Raw genomic sequence first — 19,367 nt, 5'->3', positions numbered from 1 at the left:
GCCCCGCGGCGTCAGCCCTCCGACGGCTTCACGATGTCCCACTCCTGGTCATCCGTGTTGGAGCAGTCGAAGAGGGTCAGGTTGGTGCCGTCGCCGCCGGTGCTGTAACCGGCCACGTCCAGGCACTTGTTGTTGCCGGCGAAGTTGCGGATCCAGTAGGAGCCGCTCGGCTGCTTGTCGAGCCACCACAGCTGGTTGTCGCGGGTCGTGCCGTCACAGGTGTACTCGGTGATCGGGGACCGCACGGGGGCAGCCCCGTAGTTGGGCAGGTCCACGCACAGCTGGTCCTTGACGTTGCGGATCTGGAACAGCGCCTGGCCGCCCGGACCCTTGTCCGGGTACCTCACCTCGAGGTTCCACCGCTGGTTGCTCTGCGGGGACTCGTTGCACGCGAACTGCTGCACCCGGCCGTCGATCTTGCCCTTGTCGTTGCCCGGCAGGCTCGCGCACTTCCTGGTGGTGGGGTTGCGCAGCAGGATGTTCTCCGCCGGCACCACGGGCTTGGGGGGCTTCTTGGTCTGCTCGGGAGCGCCTGCGCCACCGCCTCCTCCGGCGCCCTGGCCGTCGCCGTCCTCCGGCTGCTGCGGGGTCGGTGACGGTGGCGGCGGGGCCGAGGTGAGGGCCGGGGTGGGGCTCGGCGACGGCGCGAGGGTGCTGCCCGCCTCGACGGCCCGGCCCGGATTGGCCTTGGAGACGACCGCCGGCTTGTAGGTGATCCACAGCATGAGGAAGGTGAACGCGAGGGCGAACAGGATCCCGAAGCAGGTCGCCAGCCAGCGCGGAAGGAACCCGCGCTGGATGAACGTCCCCTCCACGGGCAGCGGTTCGGCGCCCGAGCGCTGCACCGTGAGGGTGTAGGGCCGCTGCTCCTTGGAGCCGAACCAGATGATGTTCTTCGGCTTGAGCGTGGCTTTGACGAAGGCGGCCCGGCCGGGCTCGATCTGCACGTTGCCCGGGTGGAGGTCGTACGACAGCTCGTCGCCGTTGTCGCTCCCGCCGAGGGACGCGGTGAGCCGGGTGTTGCCCACGTTGTCGACCGCGAGCCGGGGCCGTCCCCGCAGGCGTCCCTTGACGGTGGGCGGCACCAGCTCCGCCCGCACCTCGGTGAACGGGGTGATGGTCAGGTTCCCCTCGGGGACGGTCGTCGCCTCGGGGTGTTCGGTCGGCGTGATGCGCACCGCGTAGGGGTTGGGCCCCGCCGTGGCGTCGGGCGTCCGGGGCGGCGCGAACGTCAGCTCCACCGTCCCGGTCGTGCCGGGGTAGAGGCGCACGGCCGCCGGTTCGACCGTCGTCCAGGGGGCGACGGGCCCGACCGGCTCGAAGCGGTACTCGTCGACGACGTCGCCGGTGTTGCGCAGGCGCAGCCGGACGCGCGTCACGCTGCCCGGGTCGACGGTCGCGGACGCGGGTTCCAGGGAAGTCCACAGGCTCACTGTCGCGACGCTAGCCCGGGGCCGACGGCACGTCAGGAAGCCTGAGGGCAGGATGACGTGACCGAACGGGCCACCCCGCTGGGCCGTCAGGTCCGGGGGGTCTGCGCCCCGGTGGCCGTCAGGATGAACTGGGCGTAGGAGTCGGCGTTCATGAGGGCGCGCCGGCCCAGGGCGTACCAGTTGGCCTGCTTGGGCCGGAACGTCTGCTCGTCCTTGCCGGTGAACTCCTGAGGGTCGCGCACCTTGCGCCGGTCGAGCGTCGAGGGCTCCATCGCCGCCGCCGTCTCCGGGTCCGCCGCGGCCAGGAAGTCGTCCTCCTTCACCTCCTCGAAGTACGGGCTGTACTGGAAGTCGAGGGTTCCGGCGAACCGGTGAGTGGCCTCGTGGACGATGTACCAGGCGTTCTGGCCGCGCTCCAGGAGGTGGAGGGGACCGGAGCGCTCCATCATCGGCGGCAGTTCCTCACTGGTCTTCTGATGGCCGAGGTTGAACAGACCCGCCAGGTTCTCGGACAGGTTCCCGTCGACCCAGGCGGTGGCGTTGCCTGGCACTCCGGGCACCCCGCTGCCGACCAGGGCGATCTGTGCGCCCTGCGCGTTCAGACCGGCCTGGATGCGCTGGACGACCTCGGTGATGTGCGGCAGGAACGCCCCCAGCTGCTGGGCCGGCACCGTCCGGAACAGGGGGAAGCCCGAGTGGAGGGCGGCCAGCAGCGGACCCCCGGGGGCGCCGTCGGCCGACTTCAGCAGCTGGAGCGCCGAGGCGATGCGGTGCTTGGCCTCGGCGACCGCGCGCCTGGTCCGGGTGGTGACGCGGGCCAGGTCCCGCTCCGGGATGCGGCCCTCGGTGGAGAACGCGACGTTCTCGCTGCTGTGGAGCTGCCGGGTCTCGTCGTCGTAGCGGTCGCCGGGCCGGGGCTTACGTGCGGGGTCGAGGCCCAGGTCGCCGGAGGACTTGAGGGCGCCGTCGTCGCCGCGCCACCGGTAGTGGGGTCGTTCGCGTTCGTCCTGGACGCTGGCGCCCTGGTCGAAGGTCCACACCGTACGCTGCACGGTCCCCGTCTCCGGTACCGCGCCGGCCGGCCTGGCGGTGCTCTCGTCCGGCGTCCGCTGCACGGCCGGCACCGGCCCGTTCATCACCCGCCGGGCGTTGTCCACGGCGTGCCGTTCACCCGAGTCGTCCTCCCGGGAGACCCGCACCCCGGCGCCGTTGTCCGTGCCGGGGACGGGTCCCGTCATCTGGTCCTGGTAGTGGGTGAGTTCGTGCGCCCAGTCCTCCTTCGTCAGCGGCGCGCCCTCGACGATGTGGGCGCCGGAGGTGTACGCCTTCGCGCCCAGTTCGGCCGCCGACTCCTGGGCGAGGGGCCCCTTGTGCACGCGTACGCCGCTGAAGTCGGCACCGCCGAACCGGGCCTCCATCTCGGTCCGCAGCCCGGCGTCCATGCCCTGCCCCGGGCTGTTCAGCACGTCGTGCACCAGGGCGCGGCGCTGCACGGAGGGGGTGTGCCCGCAGTTTCCGTCGTGCTCGTGGCGCTCCTCCTCGACGGCACGGGCGACGGCCGCGTTGCCGGCCATGCGCTGCAGGGCCAGCATGCGGTGGGCCGGCGCGCCGGATGCGTCCGCACGGCGGTCGTCCCGGTCGGCGGCCCGCCCGCCCCGTGTTCCGTGTGCGTGCACGGCGTTCCCCTCGGTGATCGACGGCTGACCCGTCAGCTGTACCGGCCGTCGCCGCGTCACGGGAGGGCCGGGAGGGCAGATCCGGGGGCAGAACGGGCCGGGGGTGTCGCCGGTGCTGCCCTCGCGGGCAACGGCGTTGCCCCCGCTCCGGCACCGGAGGACGTTTCATCCGCGGTCGGGCGCGCGCGAGGGTGGGAGGTGTTCGTGTCTCGTACCCCGAGGAGAGCAGAGCATGCCGTCCTACCTGTCGCCCGGCGTCTACGTCGAGGAGGTGGCCAGCGGCTCGCGCCCGATCGAGGGGGTGGGGACGTCCGTGGCGGCCTTCGTGGGGCTCGCGCCGACCGGTCCCCTGAACGAGCCGACGCTGGTGACCAACTGGACGCAGTACGTGGCGGCCTTCGGTGAGTTCACCGACGGGTACTACCTCGCGCACTCCGTCTACGGCTTCTTCAACAACGGCGGTTCCGCCGCGTACGTCGTCCGCGTGGGCGGCTCCCCCGAGGGTGCTCCCGTCGAGGCCGGTCAGGGCCCCGCGGCCGTCGCCGGGCGCTCGAACGCCCCGGCCGCGCTGCCCGCGGGCGAGCCGACGCGGCTCGGCACGTTCACCGTCACCGCCGTGGCGCAGGGCGAATTGAGCGTCGAGGTCGCCGACCCCGAGGGCGAGGGCCCCGCCGAGCGGTTCCGGCTGATCGTCAAGGACGACGGCAAGCCGGTTGAGACGTTCGACGTGACCGCCAAGAAGGGCGGCCGCAACTACGTCGTCACACAGGTCAAGGAGCGCTCCAAGCTCATCGCCGTCACGGAGGCCGCGCCGGCCGCGCAGCTGGCCCGCCCGGACAACCAGACGGTGACCCTGGCGGCACCGGCTCCCGCGCCCGCCGCCGCCCCCGCCGAGCCGGCCGGCACCGCGCAGCCGGGCCCGGCCCAGTACCTCGGTGACTCCGCCGACCGGACGGGCTTCGGCGGTCTGGAGGCCGTCGACGAGATCTCCATGGTCGCGGTGCCCGACCTGATGGCCGCCTACCAGCGCGGCGCGATCGACCTGGAGGCCGTCAAGGCGGTCCAGCTCGGGCTGATCGCGCACTGCGAGCTGATGGGCGACCGGGTCGCCGTCATCGACCCGCCGCCGGGCCTCAACGCCCGCCAGATCCGCGTCTGGCGGCAGGAGACCGCGGGGTACGACTCCAAGTACGCGGCCCTGTACTACCCCTGGATCAAGACCTTCGACCCGGCCACCGGCCAGGCCCGCCTGGTGCCTCCGAGCGGCCACGTCGCCGGCATCTGGGCCCGCAGCGACGCCGAGCGCGGAGTGCACAAGGCGCCGGCCAACGAGGTCGTCCGCGGTGCGGTGGACCTGGAGACCCAGATCACCCGCGGCGAGCAGGACCTGCTCAACCCGATCGGCGTCAACTGCATCCGCGCCTTCCCCGGCCGCGGCATCCGCGTCTGGGGAGCCCGCACCCTCTCCTCCGACCCGGCCTGGCGCTACCTCAACATCCGCCGGTACTTCAACTATCTGGAGGAGTCGATCCTGATCGGCACCCAGTGGGTGGTGTTCGAGCCGAACGACCACAACCTGTGGGCGCGGATCCGCCGCAACATCTCGGCGTTCCTGGTCAACGAGTGGCGCAGCGGAGCGCTCTTCGGGCAGCGGCCCGAGGAGGCGTACTACGTCAAGTGCGACGAGGAGACCAACCCGCCCGAGTCGGTCGACGTCGGCCGGGTCGTCTGCGAGATCGGCATCTCCCCGGTCAAACCCGCCGAGTTCGTGATCTTCCGGCTGGCCCAGTTCTCCAGCGGCAACGGGGAGCTGGAGGAGTAGCCCGCCCCGGCCCTTGGTCCCGCCTTCCCGTACCCCCCTCACGATCTCTGTCACAAGGACATCCCACACATGAGTCTCCAGCCGGGTGACGCCCTCACCTCGCACAACTTCGGCCTCCAGATCGACGGTGTGATGGTCGAGTACCTCGCCGAGGTCAGCGGCCTCACCCTCGAACAGGACGTCATCACCTACCAGCAGAACACCGCGCAGGGCAGGTCCGAGGTGGCCCTGCTGCCGGGCGTGCAGAAGAACGGGCAGTGCACCGTCGTACGCGGCATGACCCAGTCGGCGTCGTTCACGCAGTGGATCAACGACTCCATCGCCGGCCGGATGGCGACGGCCCGCAAGAACGCCTCGATCATCATGATGGACTTCGAGGACAACCCGGTGAAGCGGTACAACCTGCGCAACGCCTGGTGCAGCAAGATCGACACGAGCACGGTGAAGGCCGGCGAGGCGGCCGCCCTCACGGAGACCGTCACCATCGTGTTCGAAGAACTGGTCATCGAGTAATGCGGCGTACGGCAGCGAGGGCGGGCGGGGCCGCGCCGCAGGCGCCGGGGAGTGCGGAGCCCGGGCCGGAGCCGGCCCAGGACCTCCACGCCCCCGAGCAGGCCCCGCTCCTCCCCCAGGACCACCTGCGCACCGAGTTCCCCTTCCAGTTGCCGCGCGGCTACGTCGACGACTCGGGCACCGTGCACCGGGACGGCGTGATGCGCCTGTCGACGGCACGGGACGAACTGGTCCCGCTGCGGGACGTCCGTGTCCAGGAGAACCCGGCGTACCTGTCGGTGGTCCTGCTGGGCCGGGTCATCACCCGGCTCGGCACGCTGGCGATGGTCCACGACGGGATCGTGGAGAACATGTTCGCCTCCGACCTGGCGTTCCTGCAGGACTTCTACCGGCAGATCAACGCGGAGGGGCACACCCGCGCGGCCGTGCGGTGCCCGCACTGCACGGAGTCCTTCGAGGTGGAACTCGGCGGGAGCCGCCTGGGGGAATCGTGACGTACGCGACCGACCGGCTGCACGAGGAGATCGCGTACGTGGCCTACCACTTCCACTGGAGCATGGACGACATCCTGGACCTGGAACACCACGACCGCCGCCGGTTCACCAACGAGATCGCGTCCCTGGTGACGCGTGCCGGGGCGGAGGGCTGAGGCGTGGGGTTCCTGGGACGACGGTGGGGGCGGGGGATCGGGGCTGATGCCTCGGGCCCTGGCTCCGTCTTCGGATTCGGTTCGGGGGCCGGTGCCGGCTCCGGTGACGGCGAGGTGGCCGACCGTGCGGTGCCGCTCGACGGTCGGGCCGGGGCGCGGTCCGATGCCGGTCCGGGCGAGTCGGGCCGATCGGGCACGGACGGGCGGGCGGAGGCCGGTACGGGCGTGCCGGGCAGCGGCACCCGGGCGGAGGACCGCCCTGTGGTCACCGCCTCCTGGCCGGGGCTGCCGCCGATCCAGCGGGCGCTGGCCCCGGGGCGGCGGTCCGGGGTCGCGGACGCGGGATTCGGCGGGCGGTTGTCGACGTGGCAGAACCCGTCGTTCATGGACACGGCGTCCCACGCCGTCCTGGACGGGCAGTCGAGCGCCGTACTCGGTGACGTTCCTCGCCCGGCGGCGGGCCGGCCGGTGTCCGGCCTCGAACACCGCGCGGGAGCACTGCCGTTGGCCGGTCCGGAGCCGGTGCCGCAGCGGCCACCGGCGGTGCCGTTGCGGGCACTTCCGCCCAGGGGGCCTGGGGTGACCGGCGGATCTGAGGTGGCCGACAGGTCTGGGGGCGCTGGTGGTCCGGGGGTGGTCGGCGGCTCTGGGGTCGCCGGTGGCCGGGGGGTGACCAGGGGTCCTGGAGTTACCAGGCGTCCTGGGGTGACGAGGGGGCCGGTGGCCGGTGGTGGTTCTGGAGTGGTCGGTGGCGCTGAGGCCGTTCGTGGCCAGGCAGTGACCAGGGGCCCTGCGGTGGACGTCGGCCCTGGGGTGCCCGGTAGGTCCCGTGTCGGCGCTTCCGGTGCGGTGGTGGACGCGGCACCGGGCGCCGGCCCGGGCCCCGGGGACGGGCCTGTCGCGCGGCGGACGCGCAGTGGCGCGCCCGCCGCGTCCGCGAGCCCGTCGCCGGTTGCGGGGAGTGCGGTGAGGCCCCCGGCCGCTCGCTCCGGCCGCGACGGTGCCCCGGCGGCCGGGGTGGCCCCCGTACCAGCCCCGACCGGCACGCCATCCGCCGCGCCGCGCACCTCCGCTCCCGGTTCCACGCGTTCGGGCCCCGGGACGAGCGGCTCGACAGCCACCGCCGGACTCACCCCCGTGACAGCACAACGCACCCCTGCGGCGCGCCCCGGCCCTGGGAAGGGGGCAGCCCCTGCCGAACCCTCGGGCAGGACCACTCCCGCCACAGCCCGCCGAGCCGCTACGGCTGTGCCGGCCTCCCCTGTCGCACACCCCGGGCACGGCGAGGGGACTGCCGCTTCGACACCCGCGGCCCGAACCACCGCCACCGCACAACGCGCCGCCGCCGCAGCGCAGGGAGCCCGCTCGGCGTCGCCCCGTGCGGGGTCTGCCGACGCGGCCGCTCCGCTGCCGCCGGCCGAAACGACTACCTCCCCGCCGCCCGCATCCGGACTCCGGGTGACCCCCGTGCCGACCAACCAGCCGTCCCGGGCCGGGTCGTTGACGAGGACGTCGGGCTCGGCGACTCCGGTGCAGCGGCGGACGCTGCCGACGGCACCCGGAGCTGTCAGGTCCTCCCGCGGCAACACGGCGGGTGGGGCTCCGACGGCAACGGACAGCGGTCGAGCGCACGTTCCCGGCCCTGCGGTGCCGACCCCACCCGAGTCACCGGCTCCAGGCGGCCGACCCGTCGATCCCGTAAGGGGGCCGGGCAACTCCGGCGCGACCGAGGGCGTGCGGGTCCAGAGGGCTGTGCGGGCGCCCGGCAGCAGTACGCCACCGGGGCCCAGCACCCCGGCGGCATCTCCCGGCGCACCACCCGTTTCCCACTCCGCCCCGGTGCGGCCCACGCCCGCCCGTCCCGAGAGCGACTCGGCGGCACGGGCCGACGGCCCCGCGGCACCGAGCTCCTCGCAGGTTCCGGTCCAGCACGTCCCCCGTCCGGCGGCACCGCCCAGCGCGCCCGGCCCCCGTAACGTCCCAGTGCAGCAGCGGCCGTTGCCCGCGCCCCTGGGCAACTCCGCAGCGCGGCCCGGCATCCCGGTGCCCCACTCCGCCGACGTTCCGGTACAGCGCACGACCGCCGTCCGGCGGGATGCGGCACACGACCACGAACGAGACACACCCGGGCATGGCGCGGAGTCATCCTCCGCTGCCGTCCCGGCCGCCCCGCGCCCCACGGCGACCGCACCGGAGATCGACACGGACCCGCACCACGCCCGGCCCGCTACGGGAGCGCCCGCGCAGCAACTCCGAGGTCCGGCCACACCCTCAGCCCCAGGCGGGCCACGACGCTCCACGGGAGAAACCCGGCCGCTCCTCGGCCCCGCCACACCCTCGATCCCGGCCGGGCCACGACGCCCCACGCCACCAACCCAGCCACCCTCCGATCCCGGCACGCCCCCGACCCCGGCCGGGCCACGACGCCTCACGCCACCAACCCAGCCACCCTCCCATCGCACCGCCACGTCCTCCGCGCCTGCCGAGCCGCGACGTCCCGCCCTCGGGAATCCGACGAGTACCCCGACGCCTCCCACAAGGGCAGCGCGCACCGGGGCCGACGGCTCCAGCCAACCGGCTCCCACCGTCCAGCGCCGCCCTGCCGACTCCGGCCCGTCGCCACGCCCCCCGGCCACCAGCAGCGGCGGGGCGCTCACCCCCGGCTCCGGCGGCACTACGACGCACAGCCCCGCACCCCGGCCCGGCACCCCTGCGGCCCCTGCGGCCCCTGCGGCCCCTGCCGGCAAGGCTTCTCACCCCGACTCCCCGACGCCCACGCCCGTACCGGCTCCAGCCGACCGGAACCGTACGACTCCGACCGGCACCACCCCGGCCTCCCACACCCAGGACACCCCCGCGGCCCCCAGTCACACCACCCCGGCCCCCGGCCCCGCACACGTCCTGCCCGCCCCCGACCCGGCACCCAGCGGGCCCACCACCCAGCGGGTGACGACCGGTCCTGCGAAACCCACCCAGCCCGCCCCAACCGCGAAGCCCACATTCCCCACCGCCACACCGCCCGTCCAGCGAACCACCACCCCGCGCCCTCCTCGCCTCGGTCTCGGCGCTCCCCTCACCGCACGGCCCACCTCCGCGACTCCGCCGCCCCCGGGCCCCGTGACGCCCCCCTCGCCCTCACCCTCGCGCACCCCCCACGCCACCTCGCCCGCCCCCCGCCGCTCCCCCTTGGGCGCACCCGTACCCACGCCCCTGCCCACTCCGAGCGGCCTCCCCGCAGGGCCCACCCGCACCACACCGGACCCGACACCTCCGCCACCACAGCCCTCCGCACCACGCACAACGGCCCCCCAGCCCACCCCTCAGGCGACCAGCCCCCAGCCGCCCCTCCCCGTCGTCCAGCACCTCTTCCGCAAGAAGCCCAAGCCGGCGCCCCACACCGCACCCCCCTCGGCCACCGGTGCCCTCGCCGCGGCCGCCGCGGCCACGGTCGCCACCACCCTCACCAACCAGGCCCCGCCACCCCCCGACGGCCCGTCCCATCCCGGCGCAGCTCCGGCCGGACCGCCTCCGCCCGCATACGCGGAAGTCCCGGCCGGCGCCTTCGACCCCCGTGAGCTGACCGACTTCCAGCTGGACGAACTCGTGCACCGCATCATCGGGCGCATCACCCGCCTGATCCGCGCGGAACTGCGCCTGGACCGCGAACGCATCGGCCGGCTCCGGGACCCCCGCCACTGACCGGCACCACCCAGCCGCGCCCAGCCGCATCCAGCCCCACCCCGGAGACGAACGACCGGGAACGACAGAAAGGCCCACCCGCGATGTCCCGCCAGGATCCGGGCTCCACCATCTGGTTCACCCTCAGCATCGACGGCGAGAGCCTCGGTTACTTCAACGGATGCGAAGGGCTGTCCTCGCAGGTGGAGATCGAGCAGCGCCAGGAGGGCGGCAACAACGGCTTCGTCTGGCAGCTGCCGACCCGCGTGTCGTTCTCGACGATCCGGCTGACCCGGCCGCTCACCCCGGACACGACCAAGGTCGCCAAGTGGATCTCGTCGCTGCAGACGGGCATCAAGCGGCCCACCGCCCAGATCGCGGCGCTGCGCGCCGACGGGTCGGAGGTCGCCCGGTGGGGGCTCATCGACGTACTGCCGGTGAGCTGGACCGGCCCCTCCCTCGATCCGGCCAACCCGGCCGTGGCGACCGAGGTGCTGGAGATCACCCACCACGGGTTCACGGACTGAGCGGTCGACGGGACGGACGGAACGGACGGGACGGGCCCAGGGGAGGACCGGGACATCATGGCCAAGGGCAGTAAGAGGGGCGCGGGCAAGAGCCTCATCCGCGCCACGCTCGCCATTCACGAACCGCCGAAGGGCAAGAGCAGGACACCCGGCGGGATCATCAGGACGTTCGACTTCGACTTCAACCCGGCGCAGTTGTCCCTGAGCCGCCGCGCCCAGTGGAAGACGACCCCCGCGCAGACCGAACGGGTCGGCCCGCTGCCGGAGTTCATGGGGGCGGAGCCGCGCGAGATGGCCGTCGAGATCTTCCTCGACTCCTCCGACGAGCCGACCAGCAACTCCGTGATGAAGAAGGTCGACTCACTGCTCGCCTGCTGCGAGGTGACGACCAAGAGCATCGCCGCCAAGCAGCCGTCACCGCCCTGGGTCGTCTTCCAGTGGGGGTCGTTCTCGACGGCCCGGTTCACGGCGTACGTGAGCTCCGTGGCGGCCGACTACACGCTGTTCTCGACGACCGGCGTGCCCATCCGCGCCACCTGCCGGGTGCAGCTGCACGAGATCCCGATGAAGACGAAGGGGCAGAACCCGACCTCCGGCGCGCTCACCGCGCAGCGTGTACACCGGGTCGTGGCGGGCGATTCCCTGCAGTCCCTGGCCTGGCGGGAGTACGGCAACGCGGCCGCCTGGCGCTCCATCGCCGAGGCCAACGGCATCGACGACCCGTCGCGGCTGCCGACCGGCATCGAACTCGTGCTGCCGGCCGCCGAGGAGGTGCGTTCCTGATGGTGCAGTCCGCTTTCGTCAGCGTCGTCGACGTGAAGATCGGCGGGGCCCCGCTGCCGCCCGAGTTCCTCCCGGACCTGGTGGAGAGCCACGTCGACCAGGGGGTCGGCGTCCCGGCCGCGTTCCGGCTGACGTTCCGCGACCCGTACCGGTTGCTGCTCGGCAAGCTGGGCATCACCTTCGGCACCGAGGTGGTGTTCACGCCGGTGTCCGACGGCGAGGGCGCCGGCGATCCGCTGCTGACCGGCGAGGTCACCGGCCTGGAGGCCGACTACGACGGCACCGGCAGCTACACCGTGGTCCGCGGTTACGACTTCGGGCACCGTCTGCTGCGCCAGCGCCGGGTCGCGGCGTACCGCAACCAGAGCGCCTCGGACATCGCCCGCAAGCTCGCCGGCAAGGACGGTGTGCCGATCGGGCGGATCGAGTCGACGAAGACGGTGTACGAGTTCATCAGCCAGTCCAACGTCACCGACTGGGACTTCCTCGCGCGGCTCGCCGACGAGAACGAGATGGTCATGTCGGTGGACGCGGACGGCAAGTTCCAGTTCGTGAAGCCCAAGTCGGCCTCCGGCGCGCCCTCCCCGAACACCGACGGCGACAAGAGCCCGTTCGTCCTCCAGGGCGGGCACGACATCCTGCGCCTGCGGGCCGCCGTCACCGCCGCCGACCAGGTGGCCAAGGTCGAATCGCGCGGGTGGGACGTGACCACCAAGAAGAAGCTGACCGCCACCGCGCCCGCGAGCGGCAACCCCGGCATCACCATCGGCACCACCCCGGGCGCGGCGGCGGGGAAGTTCAAGGCCGCGACGCTCGTGGAGACGGGCACGCCCTACGACAAGCAGAGCGAGGTGAAGTTCGCCGCCGACGCCCTCGCCGACGACGTCACCGGCTCGTTCGCCGAGCTGGAGGTCGTGGCGCGCGGAAATCCCAAGCTGCGCCCGGGAGTTCCGGTCGCGCTGGCGGACGTGGGCGTGCCCTTCGAGGGCAAGTACACCGTCACCTCGGTGCGGCACGACTTCGGCGACGGCAGGCACTACGAGGTGTGGGTGACGGTCAGCGGACGGCAGTGGCGCTCGCTGTTCGGGCTGGCCTCGGGCGGGACGCCCGCCGCGCCGCGGCTGCCCGGCGTGGCCAACGCCCTCGTCACCGACGTCAACGACCCGCTCAAGCAGGGGCGGGTGCGGCTGCAGTTCCCGTGGCTGGACGACACGTACGTCAGCGACTGGACGCGGACCGTGCAACTGGGCGGTCTGGGCGGCGGCGGGGTGTTCCCGATGGACGTCAACGACGAGGTGCTGGTCGCGTTCGACCGGGGTGCCCTGGACCATCCGTTCGTCATCGGCGGGCTCTACAACGGGCGGGACAAGCCCACTGCCGTCGGCGACGTGCCGCTGCACGACACCGTCCGCAAGAAGGCGAGCCGGCACACCGTCTCCGACCGGGACGGCAACCGGATGGACCTGCTCAGCCAGAAGACGGGCCTGCGCAAGCAGGGCGTCCGGCTGATCTCCGGTGACAAGCAGCTGACCATCAACCTGGACCGGACGAAGACCGAGATCACCGTGGACAGCAAGGGCTCGGTGACCATCAAGGGCAGCCGCTCGGTGTCGGTCGAGGCGGGCGGCGACCTCTCGCTGAGTGCCCGGCGCAGTCTCAGCATCAAGAGCGGCGGGCCGCTCACCATCCAGGGCGGCGGTCTGGTCAATGTGCGGGCCGCCGGGGCGATCAGCGTGAACGCGCTCGGCGCCCTGAACCTGGACGCCACGGGCATCGCCAGCCTCACCGGCAAGGGCACCGTGCAGATCAACTCGCTCATCAACACGACGATCAAGTCCCCGACCACGCTCATCGGATCGAACGTGTTCGGCGTCAAGACCATCCCCGTCCCGATGCCGATCCCATGACCGTGACCGTGACCGTGACCGTGATGGTGACCAGGAAAGACAGGGTGTGCTTCTGATGGCCGAGCAGTTCGTCGGCTCCGGCTGGTCCTTCCCGCTGCGCATCGGGCCGACCGGCGGGATCGCCCTGGTCAGCGGCGAGCGGGAGGTCGAGGAGGCGATCCGGCTGGTGCTGTCGACCGCGCCGGGCGAACGACCGATGCGCCCGGACTTCGGCTGCGCGATCCACGACCTGGTGTTCGCGCCGGTCAACGAGCAGACCGCGGGCCGCATCCAGCACGAGGTGTACGTCAGCCTGGACCGCTGGGAGCCGCGCATCGAGGTCGACGACGTCGAGGTCACCGCCGGCGGAGACCAGAGCGTCCTCTACATCGACGTCCGCTACTCGATCCGCGGCACCAACAACCCGCGCAGCCTGGTCTTCCCGTTCTACGTCATTCCGTCCCACGAGGAGCCCGACGCCCCCGGCGCGGGCGCCGCCCCCGAAAGCGACCGCTGATGGCCCTGCCCTCGCCCAACCTCGACGACCGCCGTTTCCAGCAGTTCGTCGACGACGCCAAGCGCTACATCCAGCAGCGCGCCCCGGAGTGGACCGACCACAACGTCTCCGACCCCGGCGTCACGCTCGTCGAGACGGTCGCCCACATGGCCGACCAGATCGTCTACCGGCTGAACCGGGTGCCGGAGAAGAACCACCTGGCGTTCCTGGACCTCGTCGGGATCACCCTGTTCCCGCCGTCCGCGGCCCGCACCGACATGACGTTCTGGCTGTCGGCGCCGCAGGAGGAGGCGGTGCGGGTGCCGGTCGGCACGGAGGTCGCCACGCTGCGCACCGAGAGCGAGGAGGCGGTCGTCTTCGCGACCGAGCGCGAACTGACGGTGGTCCCCAGCGCGTTGCGTCATCTGCTGGTGCAGCACCGGGGCGAGCCGGTGGCCGACCGGACGCACGACCTCGCCGAGGACGGCAAGGACGTCCTGTGCTTCGCCGAGTCGCCCGGCCCTGGTGACGCCATGGTGCTCGGCCTGACGGCGGCGGTGCCGCACTGCGCGGTCGCCCTCGACCTGGACAGCCGGGTGGACGGCGTCGGCGTGGACCCGCGGCAGCCGCCGCTGGTGTGGGAGGCGTGGACCGCGGACGGCTGGCAGCCCTGCGAGGTGGACCGGGACGGCACCGGCGGCCTCAACCGGCCGGGCGAGGTCGTCCTGCACGTCCCCGGTGGCCACGTGCTGTCCCGCAACGCCGGCCAGGAGGCGGGCTGGCTGCGCTGCCGGGTCACCGACCCCCTGCCGGGCCAGCCCTTCTACACCACGTCACCCACCGTGCGGGCCGCCGAGGCGTTCACGATCGGCGGCACCACCGGGGCCGTTCACGCGGAGACCGTTCGCGGCGAGGCACTCGGCGAGTCCACCGGGCTGCCGGGGCAACGGCTGCGGCTGGCGCACGCGCCGGTCGTCGGGGACGACCCGCCGGTGCTGTTGCAGACCGCCGAGCACGACGGCTGGGCGGACTGGCGGGTCGTACCGAACTTCGCGTCCTCCGGACCCGAGGACCGGCACGTCACGCTCGACGCCACGACCGGCGAGATCGCCTTCGGCCCGGCCGTGCGCGAACCCGACGGCTCGCTGCGGCAGTACGGGGCGGTCGCCCCCAAGGGCTCCCCCGTGCGGGCCCGCCGCTACCGCACGGGCGGTGGCCGCGCGGGCAACGTGGCACGCGGCGCCGTGCGGATCCTGCGCACCTCCATCCCGTACGTCTCCGAGGTCGTCAACCGCGAGGCCGCGCGCGGCGGTGTGGACGGGGAGACGGTCGAGGAGGCGAAGGTCCGGGCCCCGATCACGCTGCGCGCCCAGGAGCGGGCCGTGACCCTGCGCGACTACGAGGAACTGGCCCGCCGCGCCGCCCCGGAGACCGCGCGCATCACGTGCCTGGAGGGCGAGGAGGGTGAGCACGGCGCCTACGCGGTACGGGTGCTGGTGGTGCCGCAGGCCGTACCGGACCCGGGCGGCCGGCTGCGCTTCGAGCAACTGGTGCCCGGGGACGCCCTGCTGGACCGCATCACCCGGCACCTGGACGAACGGCGCCTGATCGGGACCCGGTTGGCGGTGGGTCCGCCGTACTACCAGGGCGTCACGGTCGTGGCGACGGTGCACGCCTTCCGGGGTGTCGACACCGACCGGGTGCGCCGGCAGGCGCACGACGCCCTGTACCGGCACCTCGATCCGCTGACCGGCGGTGCCGACGGCAGGGGCTGGCCGTTCGGGCGGCCCGTCCAGTCGGGGGAGGTGTTCGCGGTGCTCCAGCGCGTGCCGGGGGTCGAACTCGTCGACGAGGTGATCCTGCACCCCGCCGACCCGCTCAGCGGCAAACGCGGCGAGCCGACGGACCGGATCGACCTGTCGGCGCCGTCGCTGGTGTTCTCCTTCGACCACCGCGTCCGGGTGATCGGAGACGGATCCTGATGGGCCCGTCGCTGAAGGGGGGCGGCGTATGAGGGGCTCCGTCGACGGCCTCGGATCCTCCGCGCCGATCGGTGTGATGCTGCCGGCCGTGTTCGCCGACGACGACCTGGCCCAGCGGTTCGTGGGCGGGCTCGACGACGTCCTCGCCCCGATCCTGAGCGTGCTGGACTGTCTCGACACCTACTTCCGTCCGTCCCTCGCGCCGCTCGACTTCGCCCAGTGGCTGGGGAGCTGGGTCGGTGCGGAGACGGAGGGCGACGAACCCGAGCCCCTGCTGCGGGCCGCGGTGGCCGCCGCCGCTTATCTGCACCGCATCCGCGGCACCCGGCGGGGGCTGTCCGAGGCGGTCCGGCTGGCGTTCGGCGTGGAGCCCGAGATCACGGAGAGCGGCGGCGCGTCGTGGAACGCCCGCCCGCTGGGCCCGTTCCCCGGCGACCCGCGCCCCCGCCTCCACGTCCATCTGCGCCTGCCCGCCCCGACCCCCGCGGACCGGCACCGCCTGGACACCCTCGTGTCCGCCGCCCGCCCCGCCCACATGCCCTGCACCGTCCAGGTGACCGCCACCCCCGAGAGGACCCCGCACCCATGACGACCCCCCAGAACTGCGCCGACTGCGGCACCCGCGCGCAACCGGGCCAGTCGTTCTGCGACGCGTGCGGGTCCGTACTGAGCTGGACGGACGGGGCCGCGAGAAGCACGACGACCGGCAGCCCGTCCGACGCCGGCGGAAGCGCCGCCGGGGCCGGCTCGTACGGTGCCCCCGCAAACACCGCGACGGCCGACTCGTCCGGCGCCGCGAGGAACCCCGGAACAGCCGGATCTTCCGGTGCCTCCGACAGCGCCCCGCCCCGCAGCACGTCCAGTGCCTCCGGCGCCGCATCCGCCGGCGCACCCGGCGCCACCGGCAGCGCCCCGCCCGCCAGCACGACCCATGCCGCCAGAAGCACCGCAACCGGCCGCTCGTCCGCTGCCCCCGGCAGCGAGGCAGGAGGGGCATCCACCACGCCGCCCCCGTCCGGGCCGGCTGCCACAGCCGCCCCCGGCGACGCCAACCCCGGGTGGAACGCCTTCACCCGCCCGGACGGAGGTACGGGCCTTCCCCTCACAACCCGGGAGCACGTCGGCACCGGCAGCGCACCGCATGCCGCGACCGCCACGCGAACCCCCGCCGCCCCCGCCACCGACACCGCCCCGGAAGAAGCGGCCGCCGGCGCCCGGGACGCACAGCGACCCGAGCCCGGCACCACCCCCTCCCACCCCGTGGGCCACCACGACACACCCGCCGGCGATCCGAGCCGCCCGCCCGCCACCGCCCCTCCGGCCCCGGACGGCACCGCCCCCACCCGGCCCGTTCCCCCGGCTTCCCAGGACCCGGACCCCTCCACCACCCAGGGCATCCACACCCGGGCCCGACGGCTCCTCGTCCCGGTCACCGACGCCGAACCGCGCCCCGCCGCCGAGCCCTCGGTCGCCCCTGTCCTGCCCGGCCGTCCCACCCCCCAGCGCCCCGATTCCGTCCGGGCCCCCGGCGAGGAGCACGGCGTCGACGGCGGCACGCCCTGCCCCTGGTGTGCCACGCGCAACCGCCCCGAGCGGCACTTCTGCGCGCGGTGTGCGATGCCCATGGCCGGTGACGGGCCGGCCCCGGCCCGGCTCCCCTGGTGGCGGCGGCTCGGCCCGTTCGGCTCCCGGGAGACACCCTGGGCGGGCGACCGCCCCCGGCTGCGCCGCACCTTCGACCGGGTCCTGTCCTGGCTGGGCATCGCGCTCGTCCTGGCCCTGCTGATCGCCCTGGCGGTCAACATCCCGCAGGGCATCCAGGCCACCCGCGACCACTTCGCCAAGCGCGCCCCGGTCTCACCGGACCGCTACAGCGCCTCGCGCTCCTACCCCGGCCACAAGCCGGAGCTGGCCTTCGACAAGATCAACGACAGCTGGTGGGGCCCGGGCGTGTCCGAGACGGGCCGGGGCCAGTACATCGAGGCCCGCTTCGACCAGCCCACCCGGCTGCTGGACCTCGTCATCACCCCGGGCACGTCCACACGCGCCGACGAGCTTGCGAAGTCGGCGCTGCCGCACCGGTTGACGGCCACCATCACCGGCAAGGACGGCCGGACCACGACCCGAAGTCTGACCCTCGACCAGGGAGCGGGCCCGCAGCGGCGCGCCTTCCGCGTCGGGGAGGTCACCGCCGTCCGCTTCACCATCGACTCCGCCTACGGCACCTCGGCGAAGAAGCAGGTCGCCATCGCGGAGATCGAGTTCTTCGGCCCGTCCAGCGCCAACGGCACCTGAGTACGCCGCGGCCCCGGACGGAACGAGCCGTCCGGGGCCGCTCGGTCGTGTCCGACCCGCTTACGCGTCCAGCGACGTCATCACGTGCTTGATGCGCGTGTAGTCGTCGAAGCCGTAGCCCGAGAGGTCCTTGCCGTAGCCGGACTTCTTGAAGCCACCGTGCGGCATCTCGGCGACCAGCGGGATGTGCGTGTTGATCCACACACAGCCGAAGTCGAGCTTCTTGGACATCCGCATGGCGCGGCCGTGGTCCTTGGTCCACACGGAGGAGGCCAGCGCGTACTCGACGCCGTTGGCCCACTCCACGGCCTGCTCCTCGTCGGAGAAGGACTGCACGGTGATGACCGGGCCGAAGACCTCCTTCTGGATGATCTCGTCGGTCTGCTTCAGGCCCGAGACGACCGTCGGCGCGTAGAAGTAGCCCGTGTCGCCGACCCGCTTGCCGCCGGCCTCCACGCGCGCGTGCGCGGGCAGCCGCTCGATGAAGCCCTCGACCTGCTTGAGCTGGTTGGGGTTGTTGAGCGGGCCGAACAGCACGTCCTCGTCGTCCGGCTGCCCGGTCTTCGTCTCGGAGGCGGCCTTCGCCAGCGCGGAGACGAACTCGTCGTGGATGGACTCGTGCACCAGCACGCGGGTGGCGGCCGTGCAGTCCTGGCCGGCGTTGAAGTAGCCGGCGACCGAGATGTCCTCGACGGCCTTGGCGATGTCGGTGTCCTCGAAGACCACGACCGGGGCCTTGCCGCCCAGCTCCAGGTGGACCCGCTTGACGTCCTTGGCGGCGGACTCCGCGACCTGGATGCCGGCCCGCACCGAACCGGTGATGGAGGCCATCGCCGGGGTGTCGTGCTCGACCATCATGCGGCCGGTCTCGCGGTCGCCGCAGATGACGTTGAAGACGCCCTTGGGGACGATCGCGCCGATGATCTCGGCCATGAGGACCGTCGAGGCCGGGGTGGTGTCGGACGGCTTCAGCACGACGGTGTTGCCCGCCGCGATCGCCGGGGCGAACTTCCACACGGCCATCATCATCGGGTAGTTCCACGGCGCGACCTGCGCGCAGACACCGACCGGCTCGCGGCGCACGATGGAGGTCAGGCCCTCCATGTACTCACCGGCCGAGCGGCCCTCGAGCATCCGCGCCGCGCCCGCGAAGAAGCGGATCTGGTCGACCATCGGCGGGATCTCCTCGGAGCGGGTCAGCCCGATGGGCTTGCCCGTGTTCTCCACCTCGGCCGCGATCAGCTCCTCGGCGCGCTCCTCGAAGGCGTCCGCGATCTTCAGCAGGGCCTTCTGGCGCTCGGCGGGCGTGGTGTCGCGCCAGCCGGGGAAGGCCTCGGCGGCCGCCGCCATCGCGGCGTCCACGTCCGCCTGCCCGGACAGCGGAGCGGTCGCGTACGCCTCGCTCGTCGCGGGATTGACCACCTCGGTGGTCCGTCCGTCGGCGGCGTCCTTGAACTCACCGCCGATGTAGTTGCGCAGACGACGCAGCTCGGTGCTCACTGCCGGCCCTCCAGTTCGGATGTCCAGTACTTGAGACACCCACCCTAGTCGGCCGACCCACGTTTTCAACACCCCCACTCCCTTCGATCGTGCGGAATCCGCAGGAGTAGAGGACTGAAACAACGAA

At 73.0% G+C, this 19,367-nt stretch carries 15 protein-coding genes; 12 read left to right on the top strand and 3 right to left on the bottom strand.

The genetic code is table 11. The features are described 5' to 3' along the window. Positions 1–11: 11 nt before the first annotated feature. Together ABTX60_RS12065 and ABTX60_RS12060 are read right to left on the bottom strand one after the other, a co-directional pair. Positions 12–1,433: an RICIN domain-containing protein gene (locus ABTX60_RS12065; RefSeq protein WP_352096954.1), complete on the bottom strand. Its 1,422-nt coding sequence runs from the start codon at positions 1,431–1,433 to the stop codon at positions 12–14. Between the two features lie 86 nt (positions 1,434–1,519). After that, positions 1,520–3,109 carry an eCIS core domain-containing protein gene (locus ABTX60_RS12060; RefSeq protein ID WP_352096953.1) on the bottom strand — a complete coding sequence of 530 codons (1,590 nt, stop codon included), beginning with the start codon at positions 3,107–3,109 and terminating at the stop codon, positions 1,520–1,522. Positions 3,110–3,341: 232 nt separating this feature from the next. Between ABTX60_RS12060 and ABTX60_RS12055 the strand changes: the two genes are divergently transcribed. The 12 genes from ABTX60_RS12055 (at position 3,342) to ABTX60_RS12000 (ending at position 17,740) form a co-directional block, all read left to right on the top strand. Further along, complete coding sequence (locus ABTX60_RS12055; RefSeq protein ID WP_352096952.1) at positions 3,342–4,931, top strand: phage tail sheath family protein; 1,590 nt, start codon at positions 3,342–3,344, stop codon at positions 4,929–4,931. 69 nt (positions 4,932–5,000) lie between these two features. Next, positions 5,001–5,444, top strand: a complete 444-nt coding sequence (locus ABTX60_RS12050) for a phage tail protein (protein ID WP_142159014.1) — start codon at positions 5,001–5,003, stop codon at positions 5,442–5,444. Then, positions 5,444–5,938, top strand: coding sequence for a hypothetical protein (locus tag ABTX60_RS12045; protein ID WP_352096951.1), 495 nt, complete (start codon positions 5,444–5,446; stop codon positions 5,936–5,938). Before ABTX60_RS12050 ends, ABTX60_RS12045 begins: the two co-directional genes overlap by 1 nt. Beyond that, positions 5,935–6,093 carry a DUF6760 family protein gene (locus ABTX60_RS12040; RefSeq protein ID WP_352096950.1) on the top strand — a complete coding sequence of 53 codons (159 nt, stop codon included), beginning with the start codon at positions 5,935–5,937 and terminating at the stop codon, positions 6,091–6,093. Before ABTX60_RS12045 ends, ABTX60_RS12040 begins: the two co-directional genes overlap by 4 nt. 3,186 nt (positions 6,094–9,279) lie before the next feature. Beyond that, complete coding sequence (locus tag ABTX60_RS12035) at positions 9,280–9,792, top strand: extensin (protein WP_352096949.1); 513 nt, start codon at positions 9,280–9,282, stop codon at positions 9,790–9,792. Between the two features lie 83 nt (positions 9,793–9,875). Then, positions 9,876–10,298 (top strand): phage tail protein, encoded by a 423-nt coding sequence (locus ABTX60_RS12030; protein WP_190053470.1) that lies wholly within the window; start codon positions 9,876–9,878, stop codon positions 10,296–10,298. 57 nt (positions 10,299–10,355) lie between these two features. After that, positions 10,356–11,081, top strand: coding sequence for a CIS tube protein (locus tag ABTX60_RS12025; RefSeq protein ID WP_352096948.1), 726 nt, complete (start codon positions 10,356–10,358; stop codon positions 11,079–11,081). Beyond that, positions 11,081–12,988, top strand: a complete 1,908-nt coding sequence (locus tag ABTX60_RS12020; protein ID WP_352096947.1) for a VgrG-related protein — start codon at positions 11,081–11,083, stop codon at positions 12,986–12,988. The genes ABTX60_RS12025 and ABTX60_RS12020 overlap by 1 nt, the downstream gene beginning before the upstream one ends. A 55-nt stretch (positions 12,989–13,043) precedes the next feature. After that, the gene (locus ABTX60_RS12015) at positions 13,044–13,484 is read left to right on the top strand and encodes a GPW/gp25 family protein (protein WP_352096946.1); all 441 of its coding nucleotides are present in this window, start codon (positions 13,044–13,046) and stop codon (positions 13,482–13,484) included. Then, positions 13,484–15,445, top strand: coding sequence for a putative baseplate assembly protein (locus tag ABTX60_RS12010; RefSeq protein ID WP_352096945.1), 1,962 nt, complete (start codon positions 13,484–13,486; stop codon positions 15,443–15,445). The genes ABTX60_RS12015 and ABTX60_RS12010 overlap by 1 nt, the downstream gene beginning before the upstream one ends. Positions 15,446–15,473: 28 nt before the next feature. Then, entirely contained in the window at positions 15,474–16,034 is a 561-nt protein-coding gene (locus tag ABTX60_RS12005) for a phage tail protein (protein ID WP_352096944.1), read from the top strand. Next, positions 16,031–17,740, top strand: coding sequence for an NADase-type glycan-binding domain-containing protein (locus tag ABTX60_RS12000; RefSeq protein ID WP_352096943.1), 1,710 nt, complete (start codon positions 16,031–16,033; stop codon positions 17,738–17,740). The genes ABTX60_RS12005 and ABTX60_RS12000 overlap by 4 nt, the downstream gene beginning before the upstream one ends. A gap of 60 nt (positions 17,741–17,800) precedes the next feature. On the opposite strand, the gene ABTX60_RS11995 is transcribed toward ABTX60_RS12000, so the two are convergent. Beyond that, complete coding sequence (locus tag ABTX60_RS11995) at positions 17,801–19,240, bottom strand: gamma-aminobutyraldehyde dehydrogenase (protein WP_352096942.1); 1,440 nt, start codon at positions 19,238–19,240, stop codon at positions 17,801–17,803. Positions 19,241–19,367: the final 127 nt, after the last annotated feature.

It is taken from the genome of Streptomyces sp. NPDC126510, from assembly GCF_040302345.1.
Classification (GTDB): Bacteria; Actinomycetota; Actinomycetes; order Streptomycetales; family Streptomycetaceae; genus Streptomyces.
Note: the sequence above shows the minus strand (reverse complement) of the source record. Positions and strands in the feature narration are given on the sequence as shown.

What these genes read in the sequence shown, in the direction of transcription:
- ABTX60_RS12025 (WP_352096948.1), top strand. Translation starts at nt 10,356, where the DNA reads ATGGCCAAGGGCAGTAAGAGGGGCGCGGGCAAGAGCCTCATCCGCGCC.
- ABTX60_RS12010 (WP_352096945.1), top strand. Translation starts at nt 13,484, where the DNA reads ATGGCCCTGCCCTCGCCCAACCTCGACGACCGCCGTTTCCAGCAGTTC.
- ABTX60_RS12005 (WP_352096944.1), top strand. Translation starts at nt 15,474, where the DNA reads ATGAGGGGCTCCGTCGACGGCCTCGGATCCTCCGCGCCGATCGGTGTG.
- ABTX60_RS12045 (WP_352096951.1), top strand. Translation starts at nt 5,444, where the DNA reads ATGCGGCGTACGGCAGCGAGGGCGGGCGGGGCCGCGCCGCAGGCGCCG.
- ABTX60_RS12055 (WP_352096952.1), top strand. Translation starts at nt 3,342, where the DNA reads ATGCCGTCCTACCTGTCGCCCGGCGTCTACGTCGAGGAGGTGGCCAGC.
- ABTX60_RS12050 (WP_142159014.1), top strand. Translation starts at nt 5,001, where the DNA reads ATGAGTCTCCAGCCGGGTGACGCCCTCACCTCGCACAACTTCGGCCTC.
- ABTX60_RS12015 (WP_352096946.1), top strand. Translation starts at nt 13,044, where the DNA reads ATGGCCGAGCAGTTCGTCGGCTCCGGCTGGTCCTTCCCGCTGCGCATC.
- ABTX60_RS12020 (WP_352096947.1), top strand. Translation starts at nt 11,081, where the DNA reads ATGGTGCAGTCCGCTTTCGTCAGCGTCGTCGACGTGAAGATCGGCGGG.
- ABTX60_RS12000 (WP_352096943.1), top strand. Translation starts at nt 16,031, where the DNA reads ATGACGACCCCCCAGAACTGCGCCGACTGCGGCACCCGCGCGCAACCG.
- ABTX60_RS12030 (WP_190053470.1), top strand. Translation starts at nt 9,876, where the DNA reads ATGTCCCGCCAGGATCCGGGCTCCACCATCTGGTTCACCCTCAGCATC.